The sequence below is a fragment of the Photobacterium sp. AWH4_225 genome (assembly GCF_056158405.1).
This window is the reverse complement of record NZ_JBSWTF010000001.1, coordinates 2,501-24,941: the sequence shown is the minus strand read 5'-3', so window position 1 is coordinate 24,941 and position 22,441 is coordinate 2,501. Positions and strand designations below refer to the sequence as shown.

The 22,441-nt window shown below is 52.9% G+C and carries 11 protein-coding genes, 7 tRNA genes, 5 rRNA genes and 2 riboswitches (1 of these 25 only partly in view); of the genes, 3 read left to right on the top strand and 20 right to left on the bottom strand.

Annotated features, from left to right (window positions below; all coding sequences use genetic code 11):
* Window positions 1–85: 85 nt before the first annotated feature.
* Entirely contained in the window at window positions 86–985 is a 900-nt protein-coding gene (locus ACXAD4_RS00130; protein ID WP_475237726.1) for a DMT family transporter, read from the top strand.
* A 133-nt stretch (window positions 986–1,118) separates the two neighbouring features.
* Here ACXAD4_RS00130 and ACXAD4_RS00125 read toward each other — a convergent pair whose 3' ends face one another.
* Window positions 1,119–2,315, bottom strand: a complete 1,197-nt coding sequence (locus ACXAD4_RS00125) for a multidrug effflux MFS transporter (protein ID WP_475237724.1) — start codon at window positions 2,313–2,315, stop codon at window positions 1,119–1,121.
* Window positions 2,316–2,437: 122 nt separating this feature from the next.
* Here ACXAD4_RS00125 and ACXAD4_RS00120 point away from each other — a divergent pair, with 122 nt between their 5' ends.
* On the top strand, window positions 2,438–3,385 hold the full coding sequence (locus ACXAD4_RS00120) for a LysR substrate-binding domain-containing protein (RefSeq protein WP_475237722.1): 948 nt from the start codon (window positions 2,438–2,440) through the stop codon (window positions 3,383–3,385).
* Window positions 3,386–3,540: 155 nt separating this feature from the next.
* Window positions 3,541–5,328, top strand: a complete 1,788-nt coding sequence (locus tag ACXAD4_RS00115) for an aminopeptidase P family protein (protein ID WP_475237720.1) — start codon at window positions 3,541–3,543, stop codon at window positions 5,326–5,328.
* Window positions 5,329–5,434: 106 nt separating this feature from the next.
* Here ACXAD4_RS00115 and thiH read toward each other — a convergent pair whose 3' ends face one another.
* From thiH to ACXAD4_RS00020, 19 genes are all read right to left on the bottom strand, one after another.
* Complete coding sequence (gene thiH, locus ACXAD4_RS00110; RefSeq protein ID WP_475237718.1) at window positions 5,435–6,547, bottom strand: 2-iminoacetate synthase ThiH; 1,113 nt, start codon at window positions 6,545–6,547, stop codon at window positions 5,435–5,437.
* A gap of 10 nt (window positions 6,548–6,557) precedes the next feature.
* Window positions 6,558–7,328, bottom strand: coding sequence for a thiazole synthase (locus ACXAD4_RS00105; protein WP_475237716.1), 771 nt, complete (start codon window positions 7,326–7,328; stop codon window positions 6,558–6,560).
* Window positions 7,329–7,547 carry a sulfur carrier protein ThiS gene (gene thiS, locus ACXAD4_RS00100; RefSeq protein WP_317524683.1) on the bottom strand — a complete coding sequence of 73 codons (219 nt, stop codon included), beginning with the start codon at window positions 7,545–7,547 and terminating at the stop codon, window positions 7,329–7,331.
* A 7-nt stretch (window positions 7,548–7,554) separates the two neighbouring features.
* A complete protein-coding gene (locus ACXAD4_RS00095; protein WP_475237713.1) occupies window positions 7,555–8,316 on the bottom strand; it encodes a HesA/MoeB/ThiF family protein in 762 nt (253 codons plus the stop codon).
* Window positions 8,317–8,326: 10 nt separating this feature from the next.
* Complete coding sequence (gene thiE / locus ACXAD4_RS00090; RefSeq protein ID WP_475237710.1) at window positions 8,327–9,556, bottom strand: thiamine phosphate synthase; 1,230 nt, start codon at window positions 9,554–9,556, stop codon at window positions 8,327–8,329.
* Window positions 9,556–11,478, bottom strand: a complete 1,923-nt coding sequence (gene thiC, locus ACXAD4_RS00085; RefSeq protein WP_475237708.1) for a phosphomethylpyrimidine synthase ThiC — start codon at window positions 11,476–11,478, stop codon at window positions 9,556–9,558. The genes thiE and thiC overlap by 1 nt, the downstream gene beginning before the upstream one ends.
* Window positions 11,479–11,596: 118 nt before the next feature.
* Window positions 11,597–11,694, bottom strand: a riboswitch (TPP riboswitch).
* Window positions 11,695–11,804: 110 nt separating this feature from the next.
* Complete coding sequence (locus ACXAD4_RS00080) at window positions 11,805–13,172, bottom strand: voltage-gated chloride channel family protein (protein WP_475237706.1); 1,368 nt, start codon at window positions 13,170–13,172, stop codon at window positions 11,805–11,807.
* An 83-nt stretch (window positions 13,173–13,255) separates the two neighbouring features.
* A riboswitch (Fluoride riboswitch) is annotated at window positions 13,256–13,319 on the bottom strand.
* Window positions 13,320–13,594: 275 nt separating this feature from the next.
* Window positions 13,595–13,671 (bottom strand) — tRNA-Trp (locus ACXAD4_RS00075).
* Between the two features lie 320 nt (window positions 13,672–13,991).
* Window positions 13,992–14,068 (bottom strand) — tRNA-Trp (locus ACXAD4_RS00070).
* A gap of 36 nt (window positions 14,069–14,104) precedes the next feature.
* Window positions 14,105–14,181, bottom strand: a tRNA-Asp gene (locus ACXAD4_RS00065).
* Between the two features lie 42 nt (window positions 14,182–14,223).
* Window positions 14,224–14,339 (bottom strand): 5S ribosomal RNA (gene rrf / locus ACXAD4_RS00060).
* An 85-nt stretch (window positions 14,340–14,424) separates the two neighbouring features.
* Window positions 14,425–17,312: ribosomal RNA gene (locus tag ACXAD4_RS00055) — 23S ribosomal RNA — on the bottom strand.
* Between the two features lie 265 nt (window positions 17,313–17,577).
* Window positions 17,578–17,653: transfer RNA gene (locus ACXAD4_RS00050), tRNA-Ala, on the bottom strand.
* Window positions 17,654–17,683: 30 nt separating this feature from the next.
* Window positions 17,684–17,759 (bottom strand) — tRNA-Val (locus tag ACXAD4_RS00045).
* Window positions 17,760–17,789: 30 nt separating this feature from the next.
* Window positions 17,790–17,865, bottom strand: a tRNA-Lys gene (locus tag ACXAD4_RS00040).
* A 1-nt stretch (window position 17,866) separates the two neighbouring features.
* A tRNA-Glu gene (locus tag ACXAD4_RS00035) sits at window positions 17,867–17,942 on the bottom strand.
* A 92-nt stretch (window positions 17,943–18,034) separates the two neighbouring features.
* Window positions 18,035–19,587: ribosomal RNA gene (locus ACXAD4_RS00030) — 16S ribosomal RNA — on the bottom strand.
* A gap of 374 nt (window positions 19,588–19,961) precedes the next feature.
* Window positions 19,962–20,077, bottom strand: a 5S ribosomal RNA gene (gene rrf / locus ACXAD4_RS00025).
* Between the two features lie 84 nt (window positions 20,078–20,161).
* Window positions 20,162–22,441: ribosomal RNA gene (locus ACXAD4_RS00020) — 23S ribosomal RNA — on the bottom strand (it continues 608 nt past the right edge of the window).
* Together the 16S, 23S and 5S rRNA genes with 7 tRNA genes alongside form the textbook arrangement of a ribosomal RNA operon.

Here is a 22,441-nt window from a genome sequence, read left to right as displayed (position 1 = left end):
GGCTCCCGTGCAATCGCATACACTGACGCCCTAACCTTATACTCCCTGCTGCCTTGCCGGCGCAGCTATTGATTATGGATGAACAATGAACGAACGTTACGCGCTCGGGTATGGCCTGGCAGCCGTCCTGCTGTGGTCGACCGTGGCCACCGCTTTTAAGATCACCCTTGATTTTTTTACCCCGATCCAGATGCTGGTTGCCGCCAGTGTGGTATCAGCCCTCGCCCTTGCCGGTATTGCGCTCTACCAAGGCAAATTGCACCTGTTGGGCCGGACCTTTATGGCAAGGCCGCTCTATTACTTGCTACTGGGACTGATCAACCCGTTTGCCTACTACCTGGTGCTGTTCAAAGCCTACGAACTACTGCCCGCTTCCCAAGCCCAGCCGCTCAACTACAGCTGGGCGATCACCCTGACACTGATGGCGGCGGTATTCCTCGGCCAGAAAATCCGCAAACAAGACTGGGCAGCCTGTGCACTGGGCTACCTTGGCGTGGTGGTGATTGCGACCAAGGGCGATGTGATGGCATTGCAGTTCGATAACCCAACCGGCGTCGCGCTGGCGCTGCTATCAACCCTGTTGTGGGCGATGTACTGGATCCTCAACACCAAGAACCAAGCCGATGCGGTTTTGGGCGTTCTGCTTGGCTTTTTGGTATCGCTGCCATTCTCTATCGGTTTGAGCCTTTACACCGGAGGCTGGACGGCAATCCCTTGGCAAGGCTGGGCGGCGGTGAGCTATGTCGGCCTGTTCGAAATGGGGGTAACGTTCGTGCTGTGGATCAATGCGCTCAAGCTGACCCGAAACACCGCAAGGATCAGCAACCTGATCTTTATCTCCCCGTTCATCTCGCTGATGTTGCTGGCGACTATTATCGGTGAGGAGATCCACAGCTCAACGTTGGTCGGCTTGGTACTGATTGTCTGCGGGCTGGTGATCCAGCAATGGAAAGGTAAAAAGCCACAGACAGAGTCTGCCGCATAATCGTTTAACAACTGAATAAAAAAAGCCTGCCACTATGTGGCAGGCAAACTAGTGAGTAAGGGTTGTCGAGACCCTGCGCCTTAAAAGGGACGGCGTCTTTTTATTATCGAGAGTTTTCTTTGCTGCCCAAGTCTCAGGCGGTAACCGGGGCGTGCCAGCGACGGCCCATCTTTGTCCACAACAGGAACAAGCCAGGGATCAGCAGCCACATCTGCAGCACCATCAAATCCGGTGAGCTCAAACCCAAACGCTGGGTCAGGCTAACCATGGCACCGGCACCACTCATCTGGAACAGGCCCAACAGCGCCGCTGCGGTACCAGCACGGTCACCAAACGGAGCCAGCGCTTTACCCGCCGCCGAGCCAAGCACAAAGGCAAAGCCAAACGAAGACATGAAAATCGGCACCATAAAGGCCCACGCCTCGGCAATATGGCCTACCAGCAGCATCAACACACCTGCCAGCACCAAGATCACCAGGCCGGTATTCAGCGTCTTGCGCGAACCGAAGCGGTCGATATATTTAGGCGCAACCATGCACGCCAGGATATTCAATGCGGCATTGATACCAAACCACAGGGTGAACTGGTTCATGCTCTGGCCAAGCTCAACCATCAACCATGCAGGTGCAGAAGTTACGTAGGCTAGAATCACAGCCATTGCTAGCATGCAGAGGCTGGCATGGTACAAGAAAGTCGGCTCACGAAGGACAGACCAGTAGCGAGACAGGCTTATCGCCGAGCCCGAGACATCAGTATCTGCCGGGCGGGTCTCGCGGAACAGCAGCAAAATAAACAAGCCTGCAACCAAAGCAAAACCAGCCATGAAACTGAAGTTGGCGCGCCAGCCAAACTGGTGAGTCAGCCATGTGCCCAGGAGAGGTGCCAATGCCGGGATAAAGCAGATCGCACCATTGAGGTAACTGATCATCCGACCGCTTTTCTCCGGACCGAAGCTATCACGTACCGCAGCAAAAGCAGCAACCGAGGTCGCACAAGCACCGAAGCCCTGCAATAGGCGGGCAACTAGCAACATATCCAGGGTTTGAGCTACATAGGCCAGAGCGGCGCTCGCACCGTAAATTGCGATACCACCAAGGGCAATCGGGCGACGTCCGATACGGTCAGCCAAAGGGCCTGCCAGCAACTGGCCGAGGCCAAGGCTGAACATAAACCAAGTCACGGTATCCTGAACCCGGGTCAAATCGACTGCAAAGGTCTCCGCCATCGCCGGTAGCGCTGGCAGGTAAATATCAATGGCAAGCGGGCTGAACAGCACCAGGGTCACCATCAAGGCCACCAGCCGTTTATCCGCAGAGTGTTTCGGTTGCATAGTATTATCCTGTTGAGCAATGGCGGCAGTTTACGGCTTTCGAGATATGAATAGAAATGGTATATATTCAACACCGATTTTCCATTTAGGAATATCATGGCCTTTACCGGGAGAAAGGTGTCGTGTCATTTGAAAAACTTGCCAGGTTGGATCTCAACCTATTGGTCTGCCTCCATGTTCTACTCGAAGAAGGCAGCGTTACACTGGCTGCCAAACGGCTGTGCCTGAGCCAGTCAGCTGTCAGCAAAAGCCTCAACCGGCTGCGTGAACAATTCGATGATCCTTTGTTTGTCCGTACTGCTCATGGCATGAAACCTACCCCACGCGCCATGGCCTTGATGCCAATGCTCGAACAACTGCTAAGGGATATCGAGCACCTGACAGCGCCAGCCAGTTTCGTGCCCCACACCAGTGACCGCCACTTTCGCATGGCGCTGGTCGAAAGTGCTTACCCGCTGTTTCTGCCACAGTTTCTCGGGGATATTTTCGCAGAAGGCCCGAATATCATCCTAGATACCCAGGCATGGGAGCCGAATACCTTTGACAAGCTAATCAACGGCGAAATCGACTTCGGGATCACTGGCAAGGATCTCAACCCCAAGGACGCGATGATGACTCTAATGCCGCCAAAGGGGATCGTGTTTACCGAACTTTGCCGCGACACCCAGTGCTGCTTAGTGCGCAAAGGCCACCCTATCCTGACGCAGACTTGGGACGAGGCATGTTATCTCCAGCAGCGCCATATCCAGGTGCGATGCGGCAATGATGACCGCTGGCTGCTCGACTACAAGCTGGCCGAGCGGGGACTACAACGGGATATCGCGATGTATGTTCCAGATTTCAACAGCGCTGCTAGCCTGTGCACCCATACCGACTTGGTGTTTACTGCCCCGAGCCATTTTGCCTCATACATCAGTGCCCAGCTCGACTTGGCGGTGTTGCCGCTACCATCAGCACTTCCTCCTATGGCCTACACCCTTTTCTGGCATCAACATCAAGAAAAAGACCCTGGTCATAGCTGGTTACGACAAATTATCACCTCACGCTGCCGTGATTTGTCTGTTAGCTAATTGCAGCTATTACGCAAAAGCGCTAATTTAGGGAGATCAGCCTGAACAGCCAATATTTCCTGCCCACCGTAAGTAATAGGCAGGGTTATTTGTTATTCAGGCTGCCCTTATAGCCGTCACACGGACGGTGACTCAGTGAAAGGAAAAATAAACACATGCAAGCAGTTATCTCGCAACGCGTCGCGCAGATCCGCCAGTGGCTGGAAGCAAACCAGCTCGACGCCTTATTGATCCCGCACGAAGATGAATACCTGGGCGAATATATCCCTGCCCACAACGAGCGCCTGCACTGGGCGACCGGCTTCACCGGCTCTGCCGGTATGGCTGTGATCGCCCGCGACAAAGCAGCGATGTTTGTCGATGGCCGCTACGTGGTCCAGGTGCGCAAGCAAGTACCGGGCGATGTTTACGAATACCGCCACCTGATCGACGAGCCGCCGATGCAATGGGCGCTGGACAACCTAGCGAAAAGCAGCAAAGTGGCAATTGACCCGCGCCTTCACAGCGCAGCATGGCTAGCCCGCACCCAAGCGCAAGTAGCAGACGAGCTGGAGCTAGTCAGCATTAGCGACAACCCAATCGAGCAGTTCTGGGCAGATCGTCCAGAAGCGACCTTGTCTCAGGCCAAGCTAATGGGATTGGATTTCGTCGGCCAGAGCAGCAGCGACAAACGTGAGCTCATTGCAGCCGAGTTGACCAAGCAAAAAGCCGATGCAGTGCTGCTTACCCAGCTCGACAGCATTGCCTGGCTACTGAACATCCGTGGCAGCGATGTACCAAGCCTGCCAGTCCTACTTTCTACCGCTCTGCTTCATGCTGATCAGAGCGTCGATTTCTACATTGACCCAAGCCGCTTGCCGGCAGGCTTTACCGACCATGTTGGCGAAGGCGTCCGTGTCAACGCACCGGAGGCACTAGAAGCCGGCCTGAAGCAACTAGCAGGCAAAGCTGTATTAGTTGACCCAGCCACCAGCAACGCCTGGGCCAGCCAAACCCTACGCGATGCAGGTGCCTCGCTGCTAGAAGCGGCTGATCCATGCTTGCTACCTAAAGCGGCCAAGAACCCGACGGAAATTGCCGGTATGAAAGCCTGCCATATCCGCGATGGCGTGGCCGTCAGCAAATTCCTGGCGTGGGTCGATAGCCAAGTTGCCCAAGGTAACCTACTTGATGAAGGTACCCTGTCAGACAAACTGTGGCAGTTCCGCAGCGAAGACAGCAGCTGCACCGATGTCAGCTTCGATACTATTTCCGCAGCTGCCGGCAATGCGGCGATGTGCCACTACAACCACAACAACCAGCCTGAGCCTAGCGTGCTGGAAATGGACAACGTCTACTTAGTGGATTCAGGCGGCCAGTACCCAGACGGCACCACCGATATCACCCGTACTATCGCTATCGGCGAGCCGGACGATGAAGTAAAGAAAACCTTCACTTTGGTGCTTAAAGGCCACATTGGCTTGGCTTCTGCCCGTTTTCCTAAAGGTACCACTGGCTCACAGCTTGATGCCCTTGCCCGCCAGCACCTATGGGCACACGGCTTTGATTACGACCACGGTACCGGCCATGGCGTCGGCCACTTCCTAAGTGTTCACGAAGGCCCGCAGCGCATTGCCAAAGTACACAACCCAACGGCACTACTGCCGGGCATGGTGTTATCGAACGAGCCAGGTTACTACCGTGCCGATGCCTTCGGGATCCGTATCGAAAATCTGGAGCTGGTTGTCGAAGTAGAAACGGCAGGCGATATGACCGTCATGGGCTTCGAGTCTCTGACCCGCGCGCCTATCGACCGTCGCCTGGTTGACTTGTCTCTGATGACAGATGCCGAGCAAAACTGGCTCAACAACTACCATCAGACCGTGTTCGACGTACTTAGCCCATCGCTGCAGGGTGATGATCTGGCTTGGCTTGAGCAGGCAACTGCGCCACTAGCCCGCTAATAGCCAGCTGACATCTGTTATTGGCACATCACCAACAACATAAAGAAAACGCCCGCACAGGTATGCTGTGCGGGCGTTTTTTCTTTTCATCACTTTATCTTGGCCGTTAGCCCGAATAGGCGTGGTGCCAATCTTTCCAAACGACCTCAAAACCACGTTGCTTGACCGCAGCAGCTACATCGGTAGCCGGTCGCTCATCGCTGATAGCAAACTGCTCGAGCTCCGGCTCATCATCGGCATAACCACCCGGCTGAGTCTTGGACTCCGCCGACATAGTGGTGATCCCCAAAGGCAGCACATTGTCACGGAACTGCGCTGACTCACGGGTCGACAGCGACAGCTCTACTTCAGGGTTAAGCAAGCGGTAGGCACAGATCAGCTGCACCAACTGACGGTCATTCATCACTGATTTTGGCTGCAGGCCACCTTCACATGGACGCAGGCGCGGGAAGGAGATCGAATAACGGGTCTGCCAGTAGGTACGCTCAAGGTAATCCAGATGTGCGGCGACAAAGAAACAATCGGTTCGCCACTCTTCAAGTCCAATCAATGCACCGATACCGATCTTGTCGATACCTGCCTTAGCCAGACGGTCCGGTGTTTCCAGCCGGTATTCAAAGTCCATCTTGTTGCCACGCAAGTGGTGCTGGGCATAAGTCGGGGCACTGTAGGTTTCCTGGTACACCATGACCGCATCCAGGCCAAGGGTTTTGAGCTCGGCATACTCGTCCTGATCCAGCGGTTGGACTTCCATTGCCAGATAACTGAAGTGGGACTTGATCGCTGGCAGTGCTTCGCGGAAATATTCCATTCCGACCTTGCGCTCATGCTCACCGGTCACCAGCAGGATACTGTCGAACTGCTTGGCCTTGATGGCCTCACACTCACGTTCAATCTCAGCCATGTCCAAGGTGCGACGTTTAATGCGGTTTTCCATTGAAAAACCACAATAGGTACATGCATTGGCACACAGATTAGACAAATATAGCGGAATATAAAACGACACCGTATGGCCGAAGCGCTTGCGGGTCAATGCGGCCGACTGCTGCGCCATCTGCTCGAGATAAGGCTCTGCCGCCGGCGAGATCAGGGCTTTGAAATCTTCCAGATCACGCTTGGGTTTACGCAGCGCCCGCTCGACATCTGCCGCGGTCTTGCCATAGATAGATAGCCGGATATCATCCCAGTCCAGCTGCTTCCACTCATCAACGAAACTCATCGCAAGCTCCTTAGGCCGGCTGATCCAAGAACGCCGTCAGCGGGCTGGAGGCGATGGCATGGTTAACCGTACCCGCCAAACCAGCTTCGTACGCCATACGGCCACTTTCAACTGCCAACTTGAAGGCACGGCCCATGGCTATAGGATCGGCCGCCGCCGCAATAGCCGTATTCACCAGTACTGCGTCCGCTCCCATCTCCATCGCTTCAGCAGCATGGGATGGAGCACCAATACCCGCATCAACAATCACCGGCACCTTGGCTTGGTCGATGATGATTTCGAGGAAATCGCGCGAAGCTAAGCCTTTGTTGGAGCCAATCGGCGCACCCAGCGGCATCACCGCCGCACAGCCTACCTCTTCCAAGCGCTTACACAGCACAGGATCGGCATGGCAGTATGGCAGCACGATGAAACCTTCACGAACCAGTTCTTCTGCAGCCGCCAATGTCTCGATCGGATCAGGCATCAAATACTTCGGATCTGGGTGGATTTCCAGCTTAAGCCAATTCGTACCAAGAGCTTCTCGGGCAAGCTTGGCGGCAAATACCGCTTCCTTGGCATTCTTGGCACCAGACGTATTTGGCAGCAGGTTTACCCCGGCATCAATCAACGGCGCAAGGATATCGTCATCACGGTTTTCAATATCTACGCGCTTAAGTGCCATGGTCACCAGCTCGGAGCCTGACGCAATAATCGATTCAGCCATTGCATGGCGGTTGGCATACTTACCGGTACCGGTAAACAGGCGTGACGAGAACGTCTTATCAGCGATAGTTAGCATTTATCCTCCTGCAATCGCTTGGAACAGGGCGATGCGATCGCCGGCGCTCAGTACAGTTGTTTCCCACTCGCTGCGGGCAACAATATCTTCATTCAAGGCTACAGCTGTGGCCTGTAGCGGCATCTCGAGTTGCGTCAACAATGCGCTGAGAGACTGCCCTTCTGGCACCTCTACCGGTTTATCATTGACCCGCACCTGGATCAGAGTCGCAGTCGTCATAGTGGTTCTATTCTCCCGTCCCGCAAACCGGGCACGATCTATCTGTTGGAAGTTGAAAGGCTTGCCAGCCCATCGTCAGACCATCGAACTGGCGCAGCGTGCCAAAGCCCACTTCACCAGCACCGGTCAGTAGTTTTATCGTTTCTAATGCCTGCAAATTGCCGACAGTGCCGACCACCGGCCCGGCGATACCTGAATTACTGCAGTTCTGCGGCTCATCAACAGCTCCCGCCTGACGCGGGAACAAGCAGTGATAGCAAGGCCCTTTACCCTGACGGAAATCAAAGGCCATCAGCTGCCCTTGCCAACGAATTGCCGCGCCCGATATCAAAGGCTTATTGGCCTTGAAACAGGCATGATTGACGGCATATCGGGTTGCTAGGTTATCGGAGCAGTCAAGCACGATATCAGCCAGCGATACCTCCATTGCCAACCGCTGATCGGCCAGCCGAGCTTTTACTGCCCGGATACGGATATGCGGGTTTAACGCCTGCAACTGATCCGCTGCCATCTGTGCCTTGGCTTTACCCTGATCGCTATCGCGATAGATCACCTGGCGCTGCAGGTTTGAGCTATCGACCGTATCGTCATCGGCGATCACCAAATTGCCGATACCCGCCCCAGCAAGGTACAAAGCCGCAGCTGAGCCTAAACCGCCGGCCCCCACCAACAACACCTGAGCATTGGACAGTGACTGTTGGCCTGGCTCACCGATCTGCGGCAGCATGATCTGGCGGTTATAACGAAGAAATTCCTGATCACTGAGCATGGTTGCCATCCTATTCGGCCGGGTTGCGCACTAAGATATCTTCAAACGCCGCAATAGCCTTCGCCGGGTCATCGGCTTGGGTGACAGCACGGACAACCGCAACACTACTTACTCCTGTTCGCCAGACTCTCTCAGCACGGGACAAGTCGATGCCACCAATCGCGACTGTCGGGAACGCGTCACCAATCAGCTTTTGGTAAAGGGCCAAGCGGTTAAGTCCCTGCGGTTTAGATGGCATATCCTTAGTGGTTGTCGGGAAGATATGGCCCAAAGCGATATAGCTAGGAGCAAACTCCGCCGCACGTAGAATTTCGTAGTAGCCGTGAGTCGATAGCCCAAGACGCAGCCCAGCCTGCTGAATCGCTGCTAGATCAGCCGTTTCCAGATCTTCCTGCCCAAGATGAACACCGTAAGCCTGGTTATCGATCGCCAGTTGCCAGTAATCATTCACGAATACCTGGGCACCATGCTGCTTACCGGCCTCAACGATCGTAGTGATTTGGGCAGGCAACGTAGGCTCAGAGGGATCTTTGATCCGCAGCTGGGTCGTTTTCACACCCAAATCAAGCAAGCGGGTCACCCACTGGGCCGTATCGACAACCGGATACAGCGCCAACTTATCGCGCTCCACCGTGGCAAACGGCGAAACGGCCACTTCTTTACTGACCCAGCCAAGTTCATCGCACTCAGGGTGGTTAGCCGTCAACGGACGCGGGAACAATGCGCGTATCATCGGCCAGCCAGTTTCACCATAGCCATCAGCATGGCTCTCCAGGTAACCTCGGGCATGGGCGCGCGATAGCGTGACCGCATCTTCCAGAGGGTAATCCAAAGCCAATGCAGCCAATAACATGGCGCGCTGTGGCTCACTTGCCCCGGCATGGTGGCAATACACCGCGCGGGCTTCACCAAGGTGATGCCAGATATCGACGCAGCCTTGCTCTGTCGGCAGGCCACAGACCACCAACGCCGGATTAGCCGCAACCTGCTGCTGCATCTCGGCCAGAGTCGGATAAGGGGCAATCCACTGATCGCGCACCTCCAAGCCCTGAGCCTCACTCTCGGACGGATTAAACGCCACCTTGAAGGTTGTCCCCTCAAGATGAATGTCTACCACCTCCGATCCACTCCATTCCATACTGACCGCTTCACCGAGCTGGTATTTATCGGCCGCTGCCAACAACGGCTCGATATGCATCAGTAATGGCGCCAAGTGATCGGGTAAACACAACGCGTTCATTAACTTTCCTCTTTGATTGGGTGATATAACTCACTCCCCTTGGCCCGGAATTCATCGGCTTTTTGCTGCATGCCCTCAAGGGGGTCATCCAGCATCTGCACGGCCAGCTCGCCGTCTTTCTCCAGTCCGCTGGCATACTCACGGACTTCTTGCGAGATCTTCATCGAACAGAATTTTGGTCCACACATCGAGCAGAAATGGGCGATCTTTCCGGACTCCTGAGGAAGGGTTTCATCATGGTAGGCTCGAGCCGTTTCAGGGTCTAAAGCCAGGTTAAATTGATCTTCCCAGCGGAATTCAAAGCGCGCCTTTGACAAGGCATTGTCTCGCACTTGAGCACCGGGATGGCCTTTTGCTAAGTCTGCCGCATGGGCACACAGCTTGTACGTGATCAGTCCCACCTTTACATCTTCTTTGTTAGGTAGGCCCAAATGTTCTTTCGGCGTGACATAACACAGCATGGCACAGCCATACCAACCAATCATGGCAGCACCAATACCTGAGGTAATATGGTCATAGCCCGGGGCAATATCTGTGGTTAGTGGCCCAAGGGTATAAAACGGCGCTTCATGGCAGTGCTTGAGCTGCTCTTCCATGTTTTCCTTAATCATGTGCATCGGCACATGCCCCGGCCCTTCAATCATCACCTGGACATCATATTCCCAGGCAATCTTGGTCAGCTCACCCAAGGTACGCAATTCACTGAACTGCGCTTCATCGTTGGCATCAGCCACCGAGCCAGGACGCAGACCATCACCCAGTGACAAGGCAATATCGTACTGGGCACAGATTTCACAAATCTCCCGGAAGTGCTCGTACAGGAAACTTTCTTTGTGGTGCGCCAAGCACCACTTGGCCATGATCGAGCCGCCTCGCGAGACAATACCGGTGACCCTTTTCGCTGTCATCGGGACATAGCGCAATAGGACACCCGCATGGATAGTGAAATAATCCACGCCCTGCTCAGCCTGCTCGAGCAAGGTGTCACGGAACACTTCCCAGTTGAGGTTCTCAGCAATACCGTTGACCTTTTCCAACGCCTGATACATAGGCACTGTGCCGATAGGTACCGGGCTGTTGCGGATGATCCATTCGCGGGTTTCATGAATGTTACGGCCAGTTGATAGATCCATAACGGTATCGCCACCCCAGCGGGTCGACCACACCAGCTTTTCCACTTCCTCTTCAATTGACGAACTAACTGACGAGTTACCGATATTGGCGTTGACCTTGACCAGGAAGTTGCGGCCGATGATCATCGGCTCGGTTTCAGGGTGATTGATATTCGATGGGATAATAGCCCGGCCTTCAGCAACTTCGCGGCGGACAAACTCAGGTGTTATTTCTTGTGGCAGGTTGGCACCAAATGCCATACCAGGATGCTGCTGGTTTAGCACCTCATCACGGTATTTCGCCCGGCCCATGTTTTCGCGAATGGCAATAAACTCCATCTCTGGAGTGATGATCCCCTGACGGGCATAATGCAGCTGGGTAACATTTTTGCCCGGTTTGGCACGGCGGATACGAGCCTGTTGTTCAAACCTCAGTTCATCAAGGGTGTCATCAGCTAAGCGCTCTTTAGAATACTGAGAACTTAGCTCGTCCAGCAGCTCAGTATCCCCCCGCTCCTCAATCCAACTTTCACGGAGCTTAGGTAGGCCAGCATAAATATCAGCTGGCTGCTCAGGATCGGTATAGAAACCAGAGGTGTCATAGACCCGTACCGGTTCATTAGGCTCGAAAACAGGGGACTCTTTGGTACCACCAACAAGGCTATCAGCCAGGGCAATCTCGCGCATCGGTACGCGGATATCTTCACGACTCCCGGTAACATAAATTTTCCGGGAATTCGGGTAAGCCTGGGTGGTCAGTGAGTCGATAAATTGTTTCGCTTCCAGTCTCGCTTGTTTGCGACTCGACATAGCAATTTCCTTTTTTGTCCATAACAGGGAAGTTGCTTGGCGGATGGGTGCGTAAACAAGAGGCTATACGTAGGGTGTATAGTGTCGTCTGATACTGCCACTGTGAATACAGTGATACAGAAGAGTCTCTCTTGTTCCCTTCGCAGGTATTAGCCTGATCAGGTTCTACGGATCCCGCAATGCGGTCTCAGCCAAATGGCACTCCGACAAGTTGAACTAGCAGTATATGAAAGGGGTTCCGCCTCGGCAAGGCAGAACCCACAGTTTTAATACTTATTTAGCAAAAACATTGCTACTTTTGCATAACACCACTGAGTGCTACAAATTTATTTGAAACGCTTCACAAGTGTCTTGAGCAATGACGAGTGGGTCTCCCTCAGTTCACCAAGCTTATGGGTGATCTTCGGCGCCCCTTCCAAATCAAAAAGCTTAGGTACTGCAACTCGCTGCGACGAGTAAATGCCGGTATGGCCACTGAAGTAGTAAGCGGTATAACACGCAATGGCAAAGTACAGCATGTGCTCAGCACCAAACAGTTCTATGCCCATAATGGTACAAGCGAGCGGCGTATTGGTTGCTGCTGCAAACACAGCAAGAAAGCCTAGAGCAGCAAACAGATCGACCGGTGCGCCCAGCACCCAGGCCATGGTATTGCCCAATGTCGCCCCAACGAAGAACAACGGAGTCACTTCACCGCCTTTAAAACCGGCAGCAAGGGTGATGGCTGTTAGTAACAACTTGAGTAGCCAGCTGTACCATTCAGCGCCACCTTCCTGGAAGGCCGTCAAGATACTCACTCCCCCTTCACGGCTCGAATAGACGCCCAACCCAATGTAGTCGTAGTTACCAATCAGTTGTACTGCACCGATGACAATCAAACCACCCACGACCACAATTAAATACGGGTTTTTGAGTGTCGCTTTGAAGATGTCTTTAAAGGCATGGGTCAGTTCACCGAACAGGTATCCTGCCAAACCAAAAACCACGGCAGCAATCACAATCTTAGCGATCATCAGCAGGTCTACTTTAACAGCATGTTCGAACAGAGTAATGGTTTCAAGGAAGTCTATCCGATAGTGGGTATGGTGGACTCCCCAAGCAGAACAAACGACATCAGCCAAGATAGCAGCAAACAAAGCAGGGATAATTGCATCATAGCGCAGGCGGCCTATCGCCAGCACTTCCAAAGCAAAGATGGCACCAGTCAGCGGCGTGCCGAATACAGCACCAAAACCTGCCGCCACACCGGCAATTAGAATCAGTCGGGTATCCGCATCATTGAGTTTGAACTTGCGAGCCAACCAGTGGGTCGATGCCCCGCCGATTTGCACTGCGGTGCCTTCACGCCCTGCCGAGCCACCAAACAGGTGGGTGATCACAGTGGTAATCAACACCAAAGGTGCCATTCGGGCTGGAATACCGGCACCGGGCTCATGGATCTCATCCATAATGAGGTTGTTACCACCCTCGGAATTTTTTCCCAAGTTGCGGTAGCAGTAAACGATCACGATACCGGCCAGTGGTAATAGGTATATAAGCCACGGGTTATCAATCCGGGTCGCAGTTGCCACACTGAGGATCCAAAGGAAAAAGGCATTGAGCGAGCCGACAATAACGGCTACGGGAATGATGAGTAGCGTCCAACGGAGGATCTGGACGAATATTTTAGGATTTGAACTTAATGGATGCGCCATACCATTTCTATCTTTATCTCGAATTACTCTCAAGGATAGATGCTATGGCAAATAACAAGCCCCACCATAGACGGATCTATCCTACTACAGCAGGAGTCATTATCTCGGTTGAGCGGTTAAAGGTGGAACTCCATCACCCGCCATGGCGGTTTCGCCAAGGCAATAAACAAATGCTACCGCTTATCCCTATTAACAACAAGAGAAATAATAAATTAGCAAAATGAAATGGCCCAACATTGCTTCGCAGAAGCAACATATGCAAAAAAGCCCCAGCACTTCTGCTGAGGCTTCGAAGGTGGCAGGGGGGACTGGGCCGGCATCCCGGAGATTCGAACTACTCCTAACACGCGCTGTTTTGCTATTAGCGGAATCCGAATCAATAATACGAAAAAGGCCTAGTCTTTCGACTAGGCCTTAGAATATGGCAGGGGTGGAGAGATTCGAACTCCCAACACGCGGATTTGGAATCCGCTGCTCTGCCAATTGGAGCTACACCCCTAATGTGTTAATCATTCTACTGACAATTCTCCGGAGATCAAACTGATTTTCACTAACCGAGTCACAGTATTGATTAATAAAGGAAAGTTAACAGAATAAGACTTGGCTTGCACTCCAACTCCCAACGTTTCTTCTCGAAAGCAACAGATGTAAAAAGCCCCAGTTTTACGACAGAGGCTTCAAAGATAGCAGGTGTGGACTGGGCCGGCATCCCGGAGGTTTGGGCTCTCAGCACGCGCTGTTTTGGTATTAGCGGAATCCGCTGCTCTGCCAATTGCACATACGAAAAAGGCTCCAGCATTTCTGCTAGAGCCTTGAAGATGGCAGGGGTGGAGAGATTCGAACTCCCAACACGCGGATTTGGAATCCGCTGCTCTGCCAATTGGAGCTACACCCCTGTAGTTATTTTAAAGACTTAACTTTGTCTGAATAAGTGGCGGAGCGGACGGGACTCGAACCCGCGACCCCCGGCGTGACAGGCCGGTATTCTAACCAACTGAACTACCGCTCCACTCAAATCACCGTGTGTTCAGCACGATAATCTAAATTGGAAGCCTGGCGATGTCCTACTCTCACATGGGGAGACCCCACACTACCATCGGCGCTATTACGTTTCACTACTGAGTTCGGCATGGGATCAGGTGGGTCCATAATGCTATGGTCGCCAAGCAAAATTCTTACAATCTTAGAAAGCTGATGTTCTCAACACTCATCCAAGTGTTTGCGGAGTCCGTAAAAACCCCTTGGGTGTTGTATGGTTAAGCCTCACGGGCAATTAGTACAGGTTAGCTCAACGCCTCACAACGCTTACACACCCTGCCTATCTACGTCGTAGTCTCCAACAACCCTTCAGGAACCTTATAGGTTCAGGGATGACTCATCTCGAGGCTCGCTTCCCGCTTAGATGCTTTCAGCGGTTATCGATTCCGAACTTAGCTACCGGGCAATGCGTCTGGCGACACAACCCGAACACCAGAGGTTCGTCCACTCCGGTCCTCTCGTACTAGGAGCAGCCCCTCTCAATCATCCAACGCCCACGGCAGATAGGGACCGAACTGTCTCACGACGTTCTAAACCCAGCTCGCGTACCACTTTAAATGGCGAACAGCCATACCCTTGGGACCGACTTCAGCCCCAGGATGTGATGAGCCGACATCGAGGTGCCAAACACCGCCGTCGATATGAACTCTTGGGCGGTATCAGCCTGTTATCCCCGGAGTACCTTTTATCCGTTGAGCGATGGCCCTTCCATACAGAACCACCGGATCACTATGACCTGCTTTCGCACCTGCTCGACTTGTCAGTCTCGCAGTCAAGCGGGCTTATGCCATTGCACTAACCTCACGATGTCCGACCGTGATTAGCCCACCTTCGTGCTCCTCCGTTACGCTTTGGGAGGAGACCGCCCCAGTCAAACTACCCACCAGGCACTGTCCGCACCCCGGATAACGGGGCGACGTTAGAACATCAACACTACAAGGGTGGTATTTCAAGGACGGCTCCACCGAATCTAGCGACTCGGTTTCAAAGCCTCCCACCTATCCTACACATGTAGGGTCAATGTTCAGTGCCAAGCTGTAGTAAAGGTTCACGGGGTCTTTCCGTCTAGCCGCGGGTACGCAGCATCTTCACTGCGATTTCAATTTCACTGAGTCTCGGGTGGAGACAGCGTGGCCATCATTACGCCATTCGTGCAGGTCGGAACTTACCCGACAAGGAATTTCGCTACCTTAGGACCGTTATAGTTACGGCCGCCGTTTACCGGGGCTTCGATCAAGAGCTTCGACCGAAGTCTAACCCCATCAATTAACCTTCCGGCACCGGGCAGGCGTCACACCGTATACGTCATCTTTCGATTTTGCACAGTGCTGTGTTTTTAATAAACAGTTGCAGCCACCTGGTATCTGCGACTGCCAGCAGCTCCAAGAGCAAGTCTCTTCACCGCCGGCAGCGTACCTTCTCCCGAAGTTACGGTACCATTTTGCCTAGTTCCTTCACCCGAGTTCTCTCAAGCGCCTTGGTATTCTCTACCCGACCACCTGTGTCGGTTTGGGGTACGATTCCTTACTATCTGAAGCTTAGAGGCTTTTCCCGGAAGCATGGCATCAATGACTTCACCGCCGTAGCGGCTCGACATCGGGTCTCAGCCTGGTGTAATCCCGGATTTGCCTAAGATTACAGCCTACACCCTTGAACCTGGACAACCGTCGCCAGGCCCACCTAGCCTTCTCCGTCCCCCCATCGCAATAGTAAGAAGTACGGGAATATTAACCCGTTTCCCATCGACTACGCCTTTCGGCCTCGCCTTAGGGGTCGACTCACCCTGCCCCGATTAACGTTGGACAGGAACCCTTGGTCTTCCGGCGAGGGAGTTTTTCACTCCCTTTATCGTTACTCATGTCAGCATTCGCACTTCTGATACGTCCAGCACACCTTACGATGCACCTTCAACCGCTTACAGAACGCTCCCCTACCCAATACATATAAATGCATTGCCGCAGCTTCGGTGTATAGCTTAGCCCCGTTAAATCTTCCGCGCAGGCCGACTCGACCAGTGAGCTATTACGCTTTCTTTAAATGATGGCTGCTTCTAAGCCAACATCCTGGCTGTCTGAGCCTTCCCACATCGTTTCCCACTTAGCTATAACTTTGGGACCTTAGCTGGCGGTCTGGGTTGTTTCCCTCTCCACGACGGACGTTAGCACCCGCCGTGTGTCTCCCGGATAGTACTTACTGGTATTCGGAGTTTGCAAAGGGTTGGTAAGTCGGGATGACCCCCTAGCCTTAACAGTGCTCTACCCCCAGTAGTATTCGTCCGAGGCGCTACCTAAATAGCTTTCGGGGAGAACCAGCTATCTCCAGGTTTGATTGGCCTTTCACCCCTAGCCACAAGTCATCCGCTAATTTTTCAACATTAGTCGGTTCGGTCCTCCAGTAAGTGTTACCTCACCTTCAACCTGCCCATGGCTAGATCACCTGGTTTCGGGTCTAATCCTAGCAACTGAACGCCCAGTTAAGACTCGGTTTCCCTACGGCTCCCCTAAACGGTTAACCTTGCTACTAAAATTAAGTCGCTGACCCATTATACAAAAGGTACGCAGTCACCCCGAAGGGCTCCTACTGCTTGTACGTACACGGTTTCAGGTTCTATTTCACTCCCCTCACAGGGGTTCTTTTCGCCTTTCCCTCACGGTACTGGTTCACTATCGGTCAGTCAGGAGTATTTAGCCTTGGAGGATGGTCCCCCCATGTTCAGACAGGATATCACGTGTCCCGTCCTACTCGATTTCACTCGCAATGCGCTACCGGTTACGGGGCTATCACCCTGTATCGCTGAGCTTTCCAGCTCATTCACCTGTCGCAAAACTAGCTTAAGGGCTAATCCGGGTTCGCTCGCCGCTACTGCCGGAATCTCGGTTGATTTCTCTTCCTCGGGGTACTTAGATGTTTCAGTTCCCCCGGTTCGCCTCGCAACGCTATGTATTCACGTTACGATAACTGCTTATGCAGCTGGGTTTCCCCATTCGGAAATCCAAGAGTATCGTGATTCTTACCATCTTCTCTTGGCTTATCGCAGGTTAGCACGTCCTTCATCGCCTCTGACTGCCCAGGCATCCACCGTGTACGCTTAGTCACTTAACCATACAACCCCAAGGGGTCTGTTCGTATGGCTCAACAACCAAGGTTGTCCATCTGAGTATTGATGAACTGTGTTTCGCCGGACTCTTACACAAGACACTTGAATGTGTGTTGCTTGAGAACTCGTTCCTACTTATTCAAGTAGAAACTATTAGTATTGAATTCGAAGAATTCAATTTACTAGTCAGCTTTCCAGATTGTTAAAGAGCATGTGTTTGTCTTTCGACATCCACTTTCTAAACACACTCACGAGAATGTTTTTAGAGAGTGGTGGAGCTATGCGGGATCGAACCGCAGACCTCTTCGCTGCCAGCGAAGCGCTCTCCCAGCTGAGCTATAGCCCCATCGAAATGGTATCTTTCAAGATGAAAGAGTGGTGGGCGATACCGGGCTCGAACCAGTGACCCCCTCCTTGTAAGGGAGGTGCTCTCCCAACTGAGCTAATCGCCCTCCGATGTTTTACATCTTCAAAGGAGAAGATGGTGGGTCGTGCAGGATTCGAACCTGCGACCAATTGATTAAAAGTCAACTGCTCTACCAACTGAGCTAACGACCCGTGGCGTCCCATAGGGGAGTCGAACCCCTGTTACCGCCGTGAAAGGGCGGTGTCCTAGGCCTCTAGACGAATGGGACTAAGTGTTTTCTAGGTTTGGGAACCTAGACATGTTCTTTACATTTCAACCAAGCAATCTGTGTGGACACTGCGTAAAACGCAGTCATATCGTTAAGGAGGTGATCCAGCCCCAGGTTCCCCTAGGGCTACCTTGTTACGACTTCACCCCAGTCATGAACCACACCGTGGTAAACGCCCTCCCGAAGGTTAAGCTATCTACTTCTGGTGCAGCCCACTCCCATGGTGTGACGGGCGGTGTGTACAAGGCCCGGGAACGTATTCACCGTGGCATTCTGATCCACGATTACTAGCGATTCCGACTTCATGGAGTCGAGTTGCAGACTCCAATCCGGACTACGACGTACTTTCTGGGATTCGCTCACTCTCGCGAGTTGGCCGCCCTCTGTATACGCCATTGTAGCACGTGTGTAGCCCTACTCGTAAGGGCCATGATGACTTGACGTCGTCCCCACCTTCCTCCGGTTTATCACCGGCAGTCTCCCTGGAGTTCCCACCATTACGTGCTGGCAAACAAGGATAGGGGTTGCGCTCGTTGCGGGACTTAACCCAACATTTCACAACACGAGCTGACGACAGCCATGCAGCACCTGTCTCAGAGTTCCCGAAGGCACCAATCCATCTCTGGAAAGTTCTCTGGATGTCAAGAGTAGGTAAGGTTCTTCGCGTTGCATCGAATTAAACCACATGCTCCACCGCTTGTGCGGGCCCCCGTCAATTCATTTGAGTTTTAATCTTGCGACCGTACTCCCCAGGCGGTCTACTTAACGCGTTAGCTCCGAAAGCCAGTGTTCAAGACACCAACCTCCAAGTAGACATCGTTTACGGCGTGGACTACCAGGGTATCTAATCCTGTTTGCTCCCCACGCTTTCGCATCTGAGCGTCAGTCTTTGTCCAGGGGGCCGCCTTCGCCACCGGTATTCCTTCAGATCTCTACGCATTTCACCGCTACACCTGAAATTCTACCCCCCTCTACAAGACTCTAGCCTGCCAGTTCCAAATGCTATTCCGAGGTTGAGCCCCGGGCTTTCACATCTGGCTTAACAAGCCGCCTGCATGCGCTTTACGCCCAGTAATTCCGATTAACGCTCGCACCCTCCGTATTACCGCGGCTGCTGGCACGGAGTTAGCCGGTGCTTCTTCTGTCGCTAACGTCAAACACATACGCTATTAACGCATATGCCTTCCTCACGACTGAAAGTGCTTTACAACCCGAAGGCCTTCTTCACACACGCGGCATGGCTGCATCAGGGTTTCCCCCATTGTGCAATATTCCCCACTGCTGCCTCCCGTAGGAGTCTGGACCGTGTCTCAGTTCCAGTGTGGCTGATCATCCTCTCAGACCAGCTAGAGATCGTCGCCTTGGTGAGCTCTTACCTCACCAACTAGCTAATCTCACCTGGGCTAATCCTGACGCGAGAGGCCCGAAGGTCCCCCTCTTTGCTCCGAAGAGATTATGCGGTATTAGCCATCGTTTCCAATGGTTATCCCCCACATCAGGGCATATTCCCAGGCATTACTCACCCGTCCGCCGCTCGCCGCCCATAAACGCACCCGAAGGATTGTTTATGTCGCTGCCGCTCGACTTGCATGTGTTAGGCCTGCCGCCAGCGTTCAATCTGAGCCATGATCAAACTCTTCAATTAAAGTTTTGGCTCAATGAATACTGTTATTACTTATTTCTAAGTAAGAATTGACTGTGCCGATATAGCCGAAGCTATTTCGATTTGGTCACTCAGTTTCATTGATAATGCTTTTGTTGACTATCATTTCACGAGTGCCCACACAGATTGCATGGTCAAATTGTTAAAGAACGTTGACTTTCAATGCCTTGGCGCTGTGCGCTTCAGCAAGTCAGGAGGCGTATAATACGCGTTTCTGATATCCAGTCAAGACAAAATTTTCATCTTTTTTCGCAGCTGGCGAAAAAGTAAAAACCTTCTGTTGACGTCGCTCACATTGCAATCAGTCGGAGCGAAAGAAAAGCCCGCTGTACCCAGCGGGCTTCCTATAAATCAAAGCCTGGCGATGTCCTACTCTCACATGGGGAGGCCCCACACTACCATCGGCGCTATTACGTTTCACTACTGAGTTCGGCATGGGATCAGGTGGGTCCATAATGCTATGGTCGCCAAGCAAAATTCTTACAATCTTGAAAGCTGATGTTCTCAACACTCATCCAAGTGTTTGTGGAGTCCGTTAAAACCCCTTGGGTGTTGTATGGTTAAGCCTCACGGGCAATTAGTACAGGTTAGCTCAACGCCTCACAACGCTTACACACCCTGCCTATCTACGTCGTAGTCTCCAACAACCCTTCAGGAACCTTATAGGTTCAGGGATGACTCATCTCGAGGCTCGCTTCCCGCTTAGATGCTTTCAGCGGTTATCGATTCCGAACTTAGCTACCGGGCAATGCGTCTGGCGACACAACCCGAACACCAGAGGTTCGTCCACTCCGGTCCTCTCGTACTAGGAGCAGCCCCTCTCAATCATCCAACGCCCACGGCAGATAGGGACCGAACTGTCTCACGACGTTCTAAACCCAGCTCGCGTACCACTTTAAATGGCGAACAGCCATACCCTTGGGACCGACTTCAGCCCCAGGATGTGATGAGCCGACATCGAGGTGCCAAACACCGCCGTCGATATGAACTCTTGGGCGGTATCAGCCTGTTATCCCCGGAGTACCTTTTATCCGTTGAGCGATGGCCCTTCCATACAGAACCACCGGATCACTATGACCTGCTTTCGCACCTGCTCGACTTGTCAGTCTCGCAGTCAAGCGGGCTTATGCCATTGCACTAACCTCACGATGTCCGACCGTGATTAGCCCACCTTCGTGCTCCTCCGTTACGCTTTGGGAGGAGACCGCCCCAGTCAAACTACCCACCAGGCACTGTCCGCACCCCGGATAACGGGGCGACGTTAGAACATCAACACTACAAGGGTGGTATTTCAAGGACGGCTCCACCGAATCTAGCGACTCGGTTTCAAAGCCTCCCACCTATCCTACACATGTAGGGTCAATGTTCAGTGCCAAGCTGTAGTAAAGGTTCACGGGGTCTTTCCGTCTAGCCGCGGGTACGCAGCATCTTCACTGCGATTTCAATTTCACTGAGTCTCGGGTGGAGACAGCGTGGCCATCATTACGCCATTCGTGCAGGTCGGAACTTACCCGACAAGGAATTTCGCTACCTTAGGACCGTTATAGTTACGGCCGCCGTTTACCGGGGCTTCGATCAAGAGCTTCGACCGAAGTCTAACCCCATCAATTAACCTTCCGGCACCGGGCAGGCGTCACACCGTATACGTCATCTTTCGATTTTGCACAGTGCTGTGTTTTTAATAAACAGTTGCAGCCACCTGGTATCTGCGACTGCCAGCAGCTCCAAGAGCGAGTCTCTTCACCGCCGGCAGCGTACCTTCTCCCGAAGTTACGGTACCATTTTGCCTAGTTCCTTCACCCGAGTTCTCTCAAGCGCCTTGGTATTCTCTACCCGACCACCTGTGTCGGTTTGGGGTACGATTCCTTACTATCTGAAGCTTAGAGGCTTTTCCCGGAAGCATGGCATCAATGACTTCAGTGCCGTAGCACCTCGACATCGGGTCTCAGCCTGGTGTAATCCCGGATTTGCCTAAGATTACAGCCTACACCCTTGAACCTGGACAACCGTCGCCAGGCCCACCTAGCCTTCTCCGTCCCCCCATCGCAATAGTAAGAAGTACGGGAATATTAACCCGTTTCCCATCGACTACGCCTTTCGGCCTCGCCTTAGGGGTCGACTCACCCTGCCCCGATTAACGTTGGACAGGAACCCTTGGTCTTCCGGCGAGGGAGTTTTTCACTCCCTTTATCGTTACTCATGTCAGCATTCGCACTTCTGATACGTCCAGCACACCTTACGATGCACCTTCAACCGCTTACAGAACGCTCCCCTACCCAATACATATAAATGCATTGCCGCAGCTTCGGTGTATAGCTTAGCCCCGTTAAATCTTCCGCGCAGGCCGACTCGACCAGTGAGCTATTACGCTTTCTTTAAATGATGGCTGCTTCTAAGCCAACATCCTGGCTGTCTGAGCCTTCCCACATCGTTTCCCACTTAGCTATAACTTTGGGACCTTAGCTGGCGGTCTGGGTTGTTTCCCTCTCCACGACGGACGTTAGCACCCGCCGTGTGTCTCCCGGATAGTACTTACTGGTATTCGGAGTTTGCAAAGGGTTGGTAAGTCGGGATGACCCCCTAGCCTTAACAGTGCTCTACCCCCAGTAGTATTCGTCCGAGGCGCTACCTAAATAGCTTTCGGGGAGAACCAGCTATCTCCAGGTTTGATTGGCCTTTCACCCCTAGCCACAAGTCATCCGCTAATTTTTCAACATTAGTCGGTTCGGTCCTCCAGTAAGTGTTACCTCACCTTCAACCTGCCCATGGCTAGATCACCTGGTTTCGGGTCTAATCCTAGCAACTGAACGCCCAGTTAAGACTCGGTTTCCCTACG

Bases quoted from the DNA above. Each gene is read 5' to 3' on its own strand.
- ACXAD4_RS00130 (WP_475237726.1), top strand. From the start codon at position 86: ATGAACGAACGTTACGCGCTCGGGTATGGCCTGGCAGCCGTCCTGCTG.
- ACXAD4_RS00125 (WP_475237724.1), bottom strand. From the start codon at position 2,315: ATGCAACCGAAACACTCTGCGGATAAACGGCTGGTGGCCTTGATGGTG.
- ACXAD4_RS00115 (WP_475237720.1), top strand. From the start codon at position 3,541: ATGCAAGCAGTTATCTCGCAACGCGTCGCGCAGATCCGCCAGTGGCTG.
- thiH (WP_475237718.1), bottom strand. From the start codon at position 6,547: ATGAGTTTCGTTGATGAGTGGAAGCAGCTGGACTGGGATGATATCCGG.
- ACXAD4_RS00105 (WP_475237716.1), bottom strand. From the start codon at position 7,328: ATGCTAACTATCGCTGATAAGACGTTCTCGTCACGCCTGTTTACCGGT.
- thiS (WP_317524683.1), bottom strand. From the start codon at position 7,547: ATGACGACTGCGACTCTGATCCAGGTGCGGGTCAATGATAAACCGGTA.
- ACXAD4_RS00095 (WP_475237713.1), bottom strand. From the start codon at position 8,316: ATGCTCAGTGATCAGGAATTTCTTCGTTATAACCGCCAGATCATGCTG.
- thiE (WP_475237710.1), bottom strand. From the start codon at position 9,556: ATGAACGCGTTGTGTTTACCCGATCACTTGGCGCCATTACTGATGCAT.
- thiC (WP_475237708.1), bottom strand. From the start codon at position 11,478: ATGTCGAGTCGCAAACAAGCGAGACTGGAAGCGAAACAATTTATCGAC.
- ACXAD4_RS00080 (WP_475237706.1), bottom strand. From the start codon at position 13,172: ATGGCGCATCCATTAAGTTCAAATCCTAAAATATTCGTCCAGATCCTC.